The sequence below is a fragment of the Rhizobium sp. SG_E_25_P2 genome, from assembly GCF_029892285.1.
Taxonomy (GTDB): domain Bacteria; phylum Pseudomonadota; class Alphaproteobacteria; order Rhizobiales; family Rhizobiaceae; genus Rhizobium_E.
Window position 1 is genome coordinate 130,369 of the sequence record NZ_JARXVM010000012.1, and the last position, 13,855, is coordinate 144,223.

General features: G+C 61.6%; 16 protein-coding genes. 9 read left to right on the forward strand and 7 right to left on the reverse strand.

The window, feature by feature from the left end:
* Window positions 1-48: 48 nt before the first annotated feature.
* Entirely contained in the window at window positions 49-1,164 is a 1,116-nt protein-coding gene (locus M2360_RS17190) for an NADH:flavin oxidoreductase (RefSeq protein ID WP_280776491.1), read from the reverse strand.
* Window positions 1,165-1,273: 109 nt separating this feature from the next.
* Here M2360_RS17190 and M2360_RS17195 point away from each other — a divergent pair, with 109 nt between their 5' ends.
* On the forward strand, window positions 1,274-1,663 hold the full coding sequence (locus tag M2360_RS17195; RefSeq protein WP_280776492.1) for a helix-turn-helix domain-containing protein: 390 nt from the start codon (window positions 1,274-1,276) through the stop codon (window positions 1,661-1,663).
* Between the two features lie 52 nt (window positions 1,664-1,715).
* Window positions 1,716-3,131: a methylenetetrahydrofolate--tRNA-(uracil(54)-C(5))-methyltransferase (FADH(2)-oxidizing) TrmFO gene (trmFO, locus tag M2360_RS17200; RefSeq protein ID WP_280776493.1), complete on the forward strand. Its 1,416-nt coding sequence runs from the start codon at window positions 1,716-1,718 to the stop codon at window positions 3,129-3,131.
* Window positions 3,132-3,167: 36 nt separating this feature from the next.
* On the opposite strand, the gene M2360_RS17205 is transcribed toward trmFO, so the two are convergent.
* Window positions 3,168-3,620 (reverse strand): hypothetical protein, encoded by a 453-nt coding sequence (locus M2360_RS17205; protein ID WP_280776494.1) that lies wholly within the window; start codon window positions 3,618-3,620, stop codon window positions 3,168-3,170.
* 134 nt (window positions 3,621-3,754) lie between these two features.
* The gene (locus M2360_RS17210; RefSeq protein WP_280776495.1) at window positions 3,755-5,539 is read right to left on the reverse strand and encodes an OmpA family protein; all 1,785 of its coding nucleotides are present in this window, start codon (window positions 5,537-5,539) and stop codon (window positions 3,755-3,757) included.
* Window positions 5,540-5,839: 300 nt separating this feature from the next.
* On the opposite strand from M2360_RS17210, the gene M2360_RS17215 reads away from it, so the two are divergent.
* The 7 genes from M2360_RS17215 to M2360_RS17245 all read left to right on the forward strand — a co-directional run bounded on the left by M2360_RS17215 (window position 5,840) and on the right by M2360_RS17245 (window position 11,388).
* Complete coding sequence (locus M2360_RS17215) at window positions 5,840-6,619, forward strand: ABC transporter substrate-binding protein (protein ID WP_280776496.1); 780 nt, start codon at window positions 5,840-5,842, stop codon at window positions 6,617-6,619.
* A 102-nt stretch (window positions 6,620-6,721) separates the two neighbouring features.
* Window positions 6,722-7,591, forward strand: coding sequence for an ABC transporter permease (locus M2360_RS17220; RefSeq protein WP_280776497.1), 870 nt, complete (start codon window positions 6,722-6,724; stop codon window positions 7,589-7,591).
* Window positions 7,588-8,418, forward strand: a complete 831-nt coding sequence (locus M2360_RS17225; RefSeq protein WP_280776498.1) for an ABC transporter permease — start codon at window positions 7,588-7,590, stop codon at window positions 8,416-8,418. The genes M2360_RS17220 and M2360_RS17225 overlap by 4 nt, the downstream gene beginning before the upstream one ends.
* A gap of 150 nt (window positions 8,419-8,568) precedes the next feature.
* Window positions 8,569-8,835, forward strand: coding sequence for an aspartate-semialdehyde dehydrogenase (locus M2360_RS17230; RefSeq protein WP_280776499.1), 267 nt, complete (start codon window positions 8,569-8,571; stop codon window positions 8,833-8,835).
* A gap of 55 nt (window positions 8,836-8,890) precedes the next feature.
* A complete protein-coding gene (locus M2360_RS17235; RefSeq protein WP_280776500.1) occupies window positions 8,891-9,721 on the forward strand; it encodes a methyltransferase domain-containing protein in 831 nt (276 codons plus the stop codon).
* Window positions 9,722-10,690, forward strand: coding sequence for an NAD(P)-dependent oxidoreductase (locus M2360_RS17240; RefSeq protein WP_280776501.1), 969 nt, complete (start codon window positions 9,722-9,724; stop codon window positions 10,688-10,690).
* Window positions 10,687-11,388 carry a DNA alkylation repair protein gene (locus M2360_RS17245; protein WP_280776502.1) on the forward strand — a complete coding sequence of 234 codons (702 nt, stop codon included), beginning with the start codon at window positions 10,687-10,689 and terminating at the stop codon, window positions 11,386-11,388. Before M2360_RS17240 ends, M2360_RS17245 begins: the two co-directional genes overlap by 4 nt.
* On the opposite strand, the gene M2360_RS17250 is transcribed toward M2360_RS17245, so the two are convergent.
* From M2360_RS17250 to M2360_RS17265, 4 genes are all read right to left on the reverse strand, one after another.
* Complete coding sequence (locus M2360_RS17250; RefSeq protein ID WP_280776503.1) at window positions 11,389-11,877, reverse strand: Lrp/AsnC family transcriptional regulator; 489 nt, start codon at window positions 11,875-11,877, stop codon at window positions 11,389-11,391.
* 65 nt (window positions 11,878-11,942) lie between these two features.
* Window positions 11,943-12,551: a uracil-DNA glycosylase family protein gene (locus M2360_RS17255; protein ID WP_280776504.1), complete on the reverse strand. Its 609-nt coding sequence runs from the start codon at window positions 12,549-12,551 to the stop codon at window positions 11,943-11,945.
* Complete coding sequence (locus tag M2360_RS17260; RefSeq protein WP_280776505.1) at window positions 12,548-13,162, reverse strand: glutathione S-transferase; 615 nt, start codon at window positions 13,160-13,162, stop codon at window positions 12,548-12,550. Before M2360_RS17260 ends, M2360_RS17255 begins: the two co-directional genes overlap by 4 nt.
* 59 nt (window positions 13,163-13,221) lie before the next feature.
* On the reverse strand, window positions 13,222-13,770 hold the full coding sequence (locus M2360_RS17265) for a thermonuclease family protein (protein WP_280776506.1): 549 nt from the start codon (window positions 13,768-13,770) through the stop codon (window positions 13,222-13,224).
* Window positions 13,771-13,855: the final 85 nt, after the last annotated feature.

Below are 13,855 nucleotides of genomic sequence, written 5' to 3' on the forward strand. Positions count from 1 at the left end.
CGCTTGCCGGAGCAAACGGGCGGCGACTTACGCCGCCGCCCGTTGCATTCACACCAGTTCGCCGAGCGCCGCCGGGCTGAACTCCTTGAGCGCATCCAATTCGCCCTTTTGCACCTTCGCAACCCATTGCGAGTCGTTGAGCAGGGCGCGGCCCACCGCAATCAGGTCGAACTCGTCGCGCTCCATGCGCTCGATGAGATTGTCGAGACTTGCGGGCTTGGACGATTCACCGCCGAAGGCCGCGATGAATTCGCCGCTCAGGCCGACGGAACCGACGCTGATCGTGGCGGCGCCTGTGAGCTTCTTGGCCCAGCCAGCGAAGTTCAGGCCCTTTTCGCCATCGATTTCCGGGAATTCCGGCTCCCAGAAGCGGCGCTGCGAGGCGTGGATCACGTCAACGCCAGCATCGACCAGCGGCTGCAGCCAGCTCGCCATTTCGTCCGGCGTCGTCGCCAGACGGACCGAGAAATCCTGCTGCTTCCACTGGCTGACGCGGAACAGGATCGGATAGTCAGGGCCGACGGCGGCGCGGACGGCTTTGGTGACTTCCACCGCGAAGCGGCTGCGGTCGGCGATGGTCGGGCCACCCCAGGCGTCCTGGCGTTCATTCGTGCCAGCCCAGAAGAACTCGTCGATCAGATAGCCATGCGCGCCATGAATTTCGAAGGTGTCGAAGCCAAGCCGCTTCGCATCGGCGGCGGCCTGGGCGAAAGCGGCGATGGTGTCGGCGATATCGGCGTCGGTCATCGCCTTGCCGCGCGGCTTGCCCGGAGCGAGCAGACCCGAGGGGCTTTCGATGCCTTCAGGATTGTAGTCCTTGTCGGCGATGGTGCTGCCGGTATGCCAGATCTGCGGGCCCATGCGACCGCCGGCGGCATGCACGGCGTCGATGACGTTTTTCCAGCCGGCGAGCGCGGCCTCGCCATGAAAATCCGGAATGTTGGGATGGTTCTTGGAGGCGCTGCGCGCCACCACCGTGCCTTCCGACAGGATCAGTCCGACATCGGCTTCGGCCCGACGGCGATAATAATCGGCGACGTTCTGGCCGGGCACGCCTTCGGGCGAGAAGGTGCGCGTCATCGGCGCCATCACGATTCGGTTCTTCAGCGTCAGGCCCTTGATCGTCAGCGGGCGAAACAGCGTGTCTGCGGTTTTCGTGGTCATGTTGTCCTCTTTGAAATCGCACCTCGGGAGGTGGACTCCCTATGTATAAATTGTATACCAAGTAGCAAGAACGCACTTTCAGGCTACCAGATATACGCAAGGAAACCACATGCCCGGCGATGCCTGCTTTCCCATCCGCACGGGGATCACCAACAGGTTGATTCTCGACCAGATCGCCGACAAATGGTCGATCCTGATCCTCGCTGTGCTCTGCCAGCAGCCGCGCCGCTTCAACGAGATCCGGCGGGCGCTCGACAGCGTCACCCAGAAGGCGTTGACCCAATGCCTGCGCCGATTGGAGCGCAACGGACTGGTGTCGCGGCGCATCATCGCCAGCTCGCCCGTCGGCGTGGAATACGCCATCACCCCGCTCGGCGCATCGCTGAAAGAGCCGATCCGGGCGTTGCATGCCTGGACGCTGGATCACGAGGCGGCAATCCTGACGGCGCAGCGCAATTACGACGCCGCCCAGGGCGTCTTCAGCGAAGCCGCCGAATAACGCCGCTGAACCGACTTGGTCTTTTGCCGATCGTCATGTTAAGAGCCGCGCCATGAGCACATATCCCTCCCCCATTCATGTCATCGGCGGCGGACTGGCCGGCTCCGAAGCCGCGTGGCAGATCGCCAGCCGCGGCGTTCCCGTGATCCTGCACGAGATGCGCGGCCGGCGCAAAACCGACGCCCACCAGACCGACAGCCTCGCCGAATTGGTTTGCTCCAATTCCTTCCGGTCTGATGATTCCACGTCCAACGCCGTTGGCGTGCTGCATGCGGAAATGCGCATGGCGGGCTCGCTGATCATGTCAGCGGCGGACGCCAACCAGGTTCCGGCGGGCGGCGCGCTCGCGGTTGACCGCGAAGGCTTTGCCGAAGCCGTCACGCAGCGGATCGCGGACCATCCGCTGATCACTGTGATCCGCGAGGAAATCACCACTTTGCCGCCCGAGGAATGGGACAATGCGGTGGTGGCGACAGGACCGCTGACCGCACCCGATCTCGCCGAATCCATCCGCGCTGCAACCGGCGCCGACGCCCTCTCCTTCTTCGACGCCATCGCGCCCATCGTTCATCACGAAACGATCAACATGGATATCGCCTGGCACCAGTCGCGCTATGACAAGGTCGGCCCCGGCGGCACGGGCAAGGATTACATCAATTGCCCGATGACCCGCGAACAATACGAGGCTTTCGTGGCCGCGCTGATCGCCGGCGAAAAGACCGAGTTCAAGCAATGGGAAAACGTGCCCTATTTCGACGGCTGCCTGCCGATCGAAGTGATGGCCGAGCGTGGTCCCGAAACGCTGCGTCACGGGCCGATGAAGCCGATGGGCCTGACCAATGCGCATAACCCCACCGTCAAGGCCTATGCCGTGGTGCAGTTGCGCCAGGACAACGCGCTCGGCACGCTGTTCAACATGGTCGGCTTCCAGACAAAGCTGAAATATGGCGCGCAGACCGAGATCTTCCGGATGATTCCCGGTCTTGAGAACGCGGAATTCGCCCGTCTCGGCGGCCTGCACCGCAACACCTATATCAATTCGCCGGTATTGCTTGATGGCAGCCTGATGCTGAAAAGCCGCAAGGGCCTGCGTTTTGCCGGCCAGATCACCGGCTGCGAAGGCTATGTGGAAAGCGCCAGCATCGGGCTTCTGGCGGGCCGCTTCGCCGCCGCCGAACGGCTGGGCGAGACGCTGACGCCGCCACCCGCCACATCCGCCTTCGGCGCGCTGCTGGGACATATCACCGGCGGGCATCTGGCGACCGACGAAGAGCCCGGCAAACGCTCCTTCCAGCCGATGAACATCAATTTCGGCCTGTTTCCGGAGCCGGAACCCGGCAGCGTCGCGACCCAATCCGAGGGCAAGCGTCTGCGCGGCAAGGAAAAAACCGTGGCTAAGCGCCGGGCGATCGCGGCGCGGGCGCTGGCGCATTGCCGCGAATGGCTTGCCGGGACACCGTCCGGCTGAGACGAAACAGCGGACTATGACGAAAACGCCGAGCGCTCAGATTGTGGCGCTTGGCTCGAGATCCCTGTCGGCGCGGTTCGCCACGGAACCCAGCAGCCAGAGCGAAACTTCGGCCGCGTCCTTTTCGCTCCGGAATGAAAACACGCCCGTCAGGGCCGTATGCTCGTGAAATTCGATCGAGAGGGTTTTGGGATCCGCGGTCGCCGAGAGTGTCACCCGTTCAGCGTCGATCAGGCTGCAGAGATAGCGATTGGACACGCGCCGCATGCAGCCTGCGCCGCCTGTCCACAATCGCAAGAACACCATGTCGCCATCGATCGTCATCACCAGATTGCGAATGGCTTCATTGGGATAGGCGCGCGCAAATTCGAGCACGGCCAAGCCGGCGTCAAAACGCTCATTGGCTTCGCTCTGGCGCACGAAACCGGTCGCCCAATAGAAGAATCCCAAGGCGGCGGCCAGAATTACCGCCCAAATCGCCAAGACCATCGGCCCACTCCAGCATCAACGTCCATTCGCTAGCGCATCAAGCTTGCGTGAATGTGGGCCGCCACGCAATCGTCGCCCCATGCAAAAACGCCGGAACAAGGTGTTCCGGCGCATTTTTTCGTCATGGCGATCGTTTACTCGGCCTGGGCGACCGGACGCACCAGCGGCGTGATGCGGCGGATGGTGACGCGGCGGTTTTCGCGGGCGGCTTCCTCGGTGTTGATCTTGAGGTAGCGCTCGCCATAGCCCTGGGTGACCAGGTTTTCCGCCGGGATCTCGAACATGTCCGACAGGACCTCGGCCACCGATTCCGCGCGGTGATCGGACAGGACGAGATTGGATTCGTCCGAGCCGACGGCGTCGGTATGACCTTCGATCAGGAAGGTCTCGCCCGGGTCCTGGTCGAGAATCTGCTTGATCGCCGCGCCGACGCGCTTCAGCGACGCCGCCTGGTTCATCGAGATATCCCAGCTGCCGGTGTCGAAAGTGATGGTGTCGAGATCGATTCGGCGCACCTTGTCGCGGATACGCGCCGAATACTTCACTTCATCGACGGAATAGACGCGCTCGACGGGTTCAACCGGCGGCTCTTCCAGGAATTCTACGTAATTGCGGTTCGGCTCCCTGGAGACGTCGATGATGTAGTCTTCGACCGGAATGGTGAGACGCATCGGCGGCAGGCGCGCGCCCGGATCACGCAGGTACAGGCGATCGGCGCGACCGGCATCGAGAATCGGCGAATAGAAGATCACCACCTCGCGACCGGGACGCTCGATGCGGGTGCGCTTGATGATTTCGCCATAGCGGTTACGAACCGTCACGATGCGGGTCCCATCCGGACGCACGATGATTTCGCGGATGCGGTTGTTGTTGAGGCGCTCATAACGGGTATCGCCGCGACGGCCCAACCGATCGCGGTCGTCGTCGCGGACGATGACGCGGTCGTTCAGCTTGATGATAACGCGGTTGTCGCGGTCGTTCACACGGCGGCCTTCGCCAAGGTCGTAGCCCTGGAAGCCGGTGATGCGTTCGCCTTTCTCCTCCATCACGGGACGAACGCGGATCGGCTTGCCGTCCTGATCCTTGAACCCGGCCTGGGCTTCGCGGTCCGAACGCGGCGCACGCACGGGCTCAGCGTCCTGCCGTTCACGACGGCGGCGCTCGCGAGCGTTTTCATCGCCCTTGTCGGCGTCCTTCTCGCTGTCGAGCACGGCGGCGCCGTTCTTGACCGGAAGGCGCTTGGGCTCGCCGCGCTTTTCGTCAGCCTCCGCCTTCTTGTCGGCGCGGGGCTGCGTTTCGATCTCCTCGACCGAACCATTGTTGCGCTTGCGCGGCTTTTCAACCTGATCGGTCTGACCCGCATTGTCTTCGGCCTGATTGTTGCGCTTGCGCGGCTTGTCCTGGCCCTGATCCTCGATCACGCGATTGTCCTGGCCCTCGGCGGTGTTGCGCTTGCGGTCCTTGCGGTTTTCCTCTTGCTGCTGACCTTGCTGCTCTTCCTGCTGGCGCTTGCGCTCCTGACGACGCTGCTCCTTCTGGCTCTCGGCGTTGTCATTCTGGCGCTGCTGCTCTTCCTGCTTCTGGCGCTGGCGCTGCTGCTTTTCCTGCTGGCGCTGTTCGCCCTGCTGCTGGTCCTGCTCCTGCTGCCGCTGCTTTCGCTCCTGCTGCTTCTGTTGTTTTTCCTGCTGCTTCTGCTGTTTTTCTTGCTGCTTCTGCTGCTTTTCCTGCTGGCGTTGCTGGCGGCGCTGTTCTTTCTGCTGCTGGAGCAGTTCTTCCTCGGACTGGACTTGAACGACATCCGTGCTCTGCGGCGCAGCGATAACCGATTGCGGAATAGGCGCGGCCTGAACCGGAGAGAGGCCCATCAGGGCGATCAGCGGAATCGCCGCCGTGGCCAATAGCTTGTGTCGTAACGCCATGAGACTGTTTCCTCGCGCTTCATGTTGTTCTGTTTTCCGAATCTCAGTCGATTCGAGGCCATTTTATGTTTTCACACCAGCCTTGCCGCCAGACTTACGAAATCCGGCCTTTATCAACACTGAACCGACGGTTCAGTTCCCGTTCATATTCGACCTCGCGAATTTTCGTGGGGACGCGGCGGTGTTATGGTGTTGCAATTGGCGTGGGAAAAGGACCATTATTTCAAGGCGAGGCGCTATGAAAAAGCGCCAACAGACAACCGCCAGGCGCAATGCCTGCTTCGCATACAGGGGAAAATCATGAAAATCGCTCGTCGCCTGACCCTAGCCGCGGCCGTTTCGGTCATCGCCGCCATCTCCGGCGCAAGCTTCGCCGCCGACAAGATCGTGATCGGCACGGAAGGCGCTTATCCGCCGTTCAACAATCTCGAAGCCGACGGCACGCTGACCGGTTTCGACATCGATATCGGCAAGGCGCTCTGCGAAGAACTGAAGGCCGAATGCACCTTCGTGACCAATGACTGGGACGGCATCATCCCGGCGTTGCAAGCCAAAAAATTCGACGCCATCCTCGCTTCCATGTCGATCACGCCGGAGCGCAAGGAAAAGGTCGATTTCACCGTCAAATACTACAACACGCCGCCGGCCATCGCCGTGCCGAAGGATTCTGCGATCACCGAAGCCAGCGAAGCCGGCCTCGACGGCAAGGTTCTCGGCGCCCAGTCCTCGACCACCCATTCCAACTATGCCGAAGCGCATATGAAAAAGTCCGAACTCAAGCTCTATCCGACCGCGGACGAGTATAAGCTCGACCTCGCCAACGGCCGCATCGACGCCGTGATCGACGACGTCGTGGTGCTGTCGGAATGGCTGAAGACCGAAGACGGCGCCTGCTGCAAGATCCTCGGCACGCTGCCGGTCGATCCCGCCATCAACGGCGACGGCGCTGGCATCGCCGTCCGCAAGGGCGATGATGCGCTGCGCGAAAAGCTGAACGGCGCAATCGCCGCCATTCGCGCCAACGGCAAGTACAAGGAAATCAACGCCAAGTACTTCCCGTTCGACGTCTACGGCGAATAATCACAGGCAAAATGCTGAAACGCGGCGGGAGACTTGCTCTCCCGCCCGTTTTGCCTGACAAGAAGAGCGAGAAATCCCGAAAAGGGAGCAAAGGGGAATAGAATGCAGGGAGAAGCCGTTTCGACGGCGGAGAGCAACGTGTCTCTCCTCGCTTCCATATCGTCTGGTGTCGATGCGCTGTTCAGCGCCATCTGGGCGTTTCTGCATCCGGTGTTGGCGACGGTTGATCCGCTGTGCGGTCCCGTTGGGGTGTTCAATCTTTTCCTGTCGAAATCGCTGCTCGCCTGCGGCGCGGCTGGATGGGGCGACGAGATCGCCTTCGGTTTTTATGTGACCGCGTCGCTGTCGATCTGCACCCTGCCCTTCGGCCTGCTGCTTGGCTTTTTCCTGGCGCTGGCCAAACAATCGCAGGAACCCTATTTGCGCCGCGCCGCCGATGTCTACACGACATTGTTTCGCGGCCTGCCCGAACTGCTGACGCTGTTTATCATCTATTACGGCACGCAGCAGGCGCTGCAGTCCGCACTCGCCGGCCTGGGCTATGAAGGTCCGGTGGAAATCAACGCCTTCGCGGCCGGCATGATCGCGCTCAGCGTGGTGTTTTCCTCCTATTGCGCCGAAGTGCTGCAATCGGCCTTCAAGGCCATTCCGCGCGGCCAATATGAAGGCGGCTATGCCGTCGGCCTGTCGCGCGGCAAGACCATGCGCCTAGTAGTGTTGCCGCAACTGATCCGCATCGCCCTGCCCGGCCTGGGCAATCTCTGGATGACGCTGCTCAAGGACACCGCGCTTGTCTCGATCGTCGGTCTGTCCGACATCATGCGCCAGACGCAGATCGCCGCCCGGGTCAGCAAGCAGGCTTTCTTCTTCTATGGCGTCGCCTGCCTGTTGTTTCTGGTTCTCGCCATCCTATCGTCCTTCGTCTTTTCCTGGATTGAACGAAAGGCCAAGCAGGCGGAGGTGCGGGCATGAGCATTGCGCATGACTTGATCGCGCCGCAGCCGGCCCCGCCCGATCCGCCTCGCGCCTTTTCGCTGGAGCGGCTTGTTGGCATCGTGTTCATGGGCGTGTGGCTGGCGGTGTTTATCGCGGCCGGCTTTTCTATGGTGGAAGGGTTCAGCGGCGACAAATTCGCCCGCTACGCGCCCAAGCTGCTCTCCGGCCTGGTGATCACGCTCGAACTGGTCGCCGTGTCGATCACGCTCGGCGCGCTTCTGTCGCTGCCGGTCGCCTTTGCGCGGATGAGCAAGAATCGGGCCTTGTCGGCTCTGTCCTACGGCTATGTCTATCTGTTTCGCGGCACGCCGCTGATCGCCCAGCTCTTCCTGATCTATTACGGCTTCGGCAGTTTCAAGGGCTTTTGGGAAAGTCTGGGTCTCTGGTGGTTTTTCCGCGAAGCCTATTACTGCGCCATCCTGTCCTTCACGCTCAACACCGCAGCCTATCAGGCCGAAATCCTGCGCGGCGCGATCGAAAGCGTGGCGCGCGGCCAGATGGAGGCCTGCCATGCGCTTGGTCTCAACCGTTTTCACGCCTACCGCAAGGTCATCCTGCCGCAGGCGATCATCGTGGCGCTCAGGCCCTATGGCAACGAGATCATCCTGATGATCAAGGGCTCGGCGATCGTGTCGATCGTCACCGTGCTCGATGTGATGGGCGAGACGCGGCGCGCCTTTTCCCGCACCTTCGATTACCAGATCTATATCTGGGCGGCGATCATCTATCTGGTGATGGTGGAGACGCTCCGAAATGTGTGGAACTGGCTGGAAGCGCGGCTGTCGCGGCATCTCAAACGCTAAAAAGCGTTGGCAGCACTCATTGCACTCCGCTGCCAACCCACTGATTTTTCATAGAAATGTCATAAACTACGCAATCTCTTAAGCTTTGGTCAACCAAGAGGGCGTTCAATGGAACGGCAAGCTCAGGGAACTCAAACATAAGAGATTGCCATGCATCAAGAACTCGACATGCGGCTCAAAGGCTACGGCCTGACCACAGCCGAAATCATCTATCGCCTGCCCGATCATCCGAGCCTGCTGCAAAGCTATGTCTGGCAGCATTACGATCTGGCGCCCGACTTTCCCGAAATGATGAGTTTTCTTGCCTTCTGGCGGGCGAAGCTCGACGGCGCGCTGCATTCGGTCCGCTATGTCCATAACCGGCTGATCACGCCGACGGAATGGCGGGCGCTGAAAGGCGAGATGATCCTGCATTGATTTTACCGGCCATCAGCCGTATGAGCCCCTGAACACGGGCGAAGGACAGCGAGTGATGGCCAAGAACAAGAAAAAGATCGACGAACAGGCGCTCGCGGACGCCTATAATCTGGCGCTGTCGCTGGAAAAATTGGGCCAGTTCACTGAAGCGGCCGAAGCCTATAAAAAGGTTCTGGCGCTCGATCCCGACGATCACGGCGGCGCGGCCGTCCGTCTCGCCTCGATGGGCCTGGGCGAAATCCCGCCGAAAGCGCCCGACGCCTATGTCGCCACGCTGTTTGACCAGCATGCCGAAGCATTCGAGAGCATTCTGGTCGATCAGCTCGAATATTGCGTGCCGATGCTTTCGCGCCAGCGCATCCAGGCGCTCGGCCTTGGCCCGTTCAAGAAAATGCTCGATCTCGGCTGCGGCACGGGCCTCACCGGCGGCGCGCTGCGCGATATCGTAGAGGACATCACCGGCCTCGATATTTCCGAAAACATGGTCGAGATCGCCCATGAGAAGGATCTCTACGAGACGCTCTATGTCTCAGAGGCCGCGGACTATCTCGAAGACAACGACGACGGTCCCTTCGATCTCGTCACCGCCACCGACGTGCTGCCCTATCTCGGCTTTCTCGAAGAACTATTCTTCGGCGTCGCCGACAATATGACCGCCGGCGGCCATTTCATCTTCTCCTCCGAGACGCTGCCCGAGGACACGCTGCAAGGTCGCGATTTCATGGTCGGCCCCCACCAGCGTTTCGCCCATTCCAGCGCCTATGTGACGCGCGCGCTCGATGGAGCCGGCTTCGACCTGGTCGAGATCGTGGACATCACGGTGCGGCTGGAGGACGGCGCGCCGATCGCGGGGCATCTGGTGACGGCGAAGAAGCGCGCCGACTGATTGTTCTCAGACTGCCTGATCGGGTGCAATCCGCCCTTTCCCAACCTCTTCCAATCCTCTAAACCTCCCGCAGTTCATCAGACTTGCGGGAGTTTTTTCATGGCGAAGGCGGCGTTTATCGGGCTTGGGGTAATGGGCTATCCCATGGCGGGCCATCTCATGGTCAAGGGCGGCCATGAGGTGACGGTCTATAACCGCACCACGGCAAAAGCGGAGAAATGGGCGGCCCAGTTTGGCGGCGCTTTTGCGCTCACGCCGGCGGAAGCGGCGAAGGACGCGGATTTCGTCTTCACCTGCGTCGGCAATGACGACGACCTGCGCTCCGTGACCACCGGTCCCGATGGCTGCCTGTCGACGATGAAGCCCGGCGCCATCCTGATCGACAACACCACGGCAAGCGCCGAAGTCGCCCGCGAACTCGAAGCGGCGGCGGAAGCGCGCGGCTGTTTCTTCATCGACGCGCCCGTCTCCGGCGGCCAGGCCGGCGCGGAAAACGGCGTGCTGACAGTGATGTGCGGCGGCAAGCCTGACGTGTTCGAGCGCGCCAAGCCTGTGATCGACGCCTATGCCCGCATGGTCGGTCTGATGGGCCCGGCTGGATCAGGGCAGCTCGCCAAAATGGTCAACCAGATCTGCATCGCCGGGCTCGTTCAGGGCCTCGCCGAGGGTATTCATTTCGCCAAGAAGGCCGGACTGGACGTCGAAAACCTGGTCAGCGTGATCTCCAAGGGCGCCGCCGGCTCCTGGCAGATGGAAAACCGCCACAAGACCATGAACGAAGGCAAGTTCGATTTCGGTTTCGCCATCGACTGGATGCGCAAGGATCTCGGCATCTGCCTCAACGAAGCCCGTCGCAACGGCGCAAAACTGCCGGTGACGGCGCTGGTGGACCAGTTCTACGGCGATGTGCAGGCCATGGGCGGCAATCGCTGGGACACCTCGTCGCTGCTCGCCCGTCTGGAGAAATGAGCGGGCTCGCCAAAACATCCGACGCAAACGAGGTCATCGCCGCGCTCAGGGCGATGGCCAATCCCGACGCTGTCGCCAGCATGGCGCGGTTCGGCATCGTTACGGAGACGGCGATTGGCGTCTCCAACCCCGATCTCCGGGCGTTGAGCCGTAAGATCGGCCGCAATCATGACCGCGCTTTGGCCTTGTGGGCCAGCGGCATTCGCGAGGCGCGGCTGCTCGCCGCTCTCACCGAAGAGCCAAGACTGATGTCCATCGATCAGGCGAGCGCCTGGGCGGCGGACTGCAATTCCTGGGAACTGGTCGATTGCGTCAACGAACCGATCATGCGCGCCGGGCATGGACCGATGCTGATTGCCGAATTCGCCGGCGATGACCGCGAATTCGTTCGCCGCATGGCGTTTTCGATGATCTGCTGGGGCGCGGTGCATCAGAAGGCTTTGGCGGACGACGATGTCACTGGCTGGCTCGTCCATGTCGAGGCGCAGGCCCGCGATCCGCGCAATTTCGTTCGCAAGGCGGTGAACTGGGCGCTCCGGCAAATCGGCAAACGCAACCGCGCCTGCCATGCGGCGGCGCTGGCGCTCGCCGAACATCTTGCCGAAAGCGAAGACAAGACCGCCCGCTGGATCGGCAAGGACGCAGTTCGCGAACTGGAGAGCGAGGCGGTCTACAAGCGCCTCGCGAAGCGCGACTGATTATTCCTCGTGATTCTTGGGCTGTTCGAGGATCATGTAATCCAGCGGCAATTCGGTCGTGTATTTGATCTGCTCCATGGCGAAGACCGAGGAGACGTCACGGATCTCGATCTTGGCGATCATGCGCTTGTAGAAGGCGTCGTAGGCGGCGATATCCGGCACCACCACCCGCAGGAGATAGTCGACATCGCCGCTCATACGGTAGAATTCGACCACTTCGGGAAATTCGGCGATCACTTCGGAAAAACGCTTCAGCCATTCGATCGAATGGGAATTGGTGCGGATCGACACAAATACGGTGACCTTGGTGTTGACCCTTACCGGATCGAGAATGGCCACACGCCGCTTGATGACGCCGTCCTCCTCCATCTTCTGGATGCGACGCCAGCAGGGCGTGGTGGAAAGACCGACCTTCTTGGCGAGATCCGCCACGGCGAGCGTGGAGTCCTCCTGAAGAAGTCTCAAGATTTTTCTATCGAGCCGGTCCATTCACGCCTCCAGTGGAATAATTTTTCGCATAATTGCATGTTTCCCAAAAAAAGACAGTCGAGCAATCAGACAATCCACCGGGAAACGACTGTGCGCAGTTCTGGCAGCAGGTCCATCTCGAACCAGGGATTGCGCTTCAGCCAGCCGGTATTGCGCCAGCTCGGATGCGGCAGCGGCAGAACGCCTTGCTCGACAGGCCGCCGCCAGTCGCGCACTGTTTCGGTCATCGGCGCCTTCCGTCCGAGATGCCGAGCCTGCGCGTGCGCGCCGATGGCAAGAACCAGTTCGATCTGCGGCATAACCGACAGGGCGCGGTCGCGCCAGAGCGGCGCGCATTCCCTCCGCGGCGGCAGATCCGAACCATGGCGATCATAGCCCGGAAAACAAAAGCCCATCGGCAGGATGGCGAAATTATCGGGATTGTAAAATTGTTCCCGGTCGACGCCCAGCCAGTCGCGCAGCCGGTCTCCCGAGGCGTCGTTGAACGGCAGGCCGCTTTCATGCACGCGCAACCCCGGCGCCTGCCCCGCGATCAGAATGCGCGCCTTGGCCGACAGCACCGCCACCGGGCGCGGCTCATGCGGCAATCGCCGCTCGATCCCGCCTGCAGGCGCGTCTCGACAGAGACGACAGCGGGCGATCTCCGCTGCAAGCGCTTCGATTTCCCGCGTCACCGCGCCGTCGCGCAGGGACGCGCGCCGATCCGATCCCGCCAGGCGATCAGCGCGCCATATTCGTCGGGACAGGACAGCCGCGCTGCTTTCATGAAGTCAAAGGCGACCAGCAGCGTGATGTCGGCGATGGAAAAATAGTCGTCGAGCAGCCAGTTGCGCCCATCCAGATGCCGGTCGAGGAAACGCATGGCGTCGAGAGCTTTGGGCCGGTTCGCTTCGGCCCATTCCTTGATCTGCGGCTGTTCGGCCACGGCCATGCCGGGATGGCCATGGCGAAAGGCGGCCCCGACATGGGAAAACAGACCGAGTTCGACGCGCCTGTTCCACATTTCCACCAGCGCCCTCTCGCGAGCGTCGCGCCCGAACAAGGGAGGCTCGGGATGAATCTCCTCGACATAGCGGCAGATGGCCACCGACTCCGAAATATGCGCGCCGTCATCTAACTCCAGAACCGGAACGCGATGCAGCGGATTGATGCGCGCGAAATCGGCATGCAAGTGGGCGCCGGATTTGAGATCGACGTGAATACGCGGGATCGTCACGCCTTTTTCGGCGAGAAAACACTGCACCCGGCGCGGATTGGGCGCCCAATCGGAATCATAGAGTTTCATTCCACTACCCTGCGCTGGCGTTTCAGCAGACGCCGCGCGGCGGCGGGCCTGCCCAATATTTATGGAAGGTCGAAAAACCGCGCAAGGAAGGAGCCGCCATGTTCCTGCTCCTCGGACATCGCGTGCCGATGCCCCTTGCGCCAATCCGCCGGACGTTCGAACTCTCCCGCCCACACGCCCCGCCGCGCCTGTCGCGCGTCCTCCTCCTCGGTGCGAAACCCGCCGAAAGCAACGGCCATGCCGGACCAGACCATGGCGGCGTTGACATCCTCGCCGGCGGCATCGCAGTCGACAAGCAGCCGGCGATATTTATCCTCGCGTCCACCCGAGCATATGACGCCACGCTGGGCAATGAGTTTGCGCAAGGCGTCCCGCGCTTCGGCTCCGCACGGCCAAGCCCTTCCGCCGCGAAAACAGGTCTGGGCGAGTTCCGGGGCGTCGATCGCCCGGAGCCTGAGTTTGCGGCCATCGAGGTCGAGACTGTCGCCATCCACGACCCTGAAAGAGCCGCCGAGGCGCTCCGCCTCGTCCTGCCCCAGCTTGAGCGCGACCAGGCCCAGCAGACATAAAAAGCAGAATGTAAGGAGCAAGTCCCTGACGAGTCTCATTTTTTCATCTCAATGGATTCCACGGCAACCTGTAGCGGCCGAATGCGGCATGGCAAACAAATGCTTAGCGAGGCAGCATCTTTTT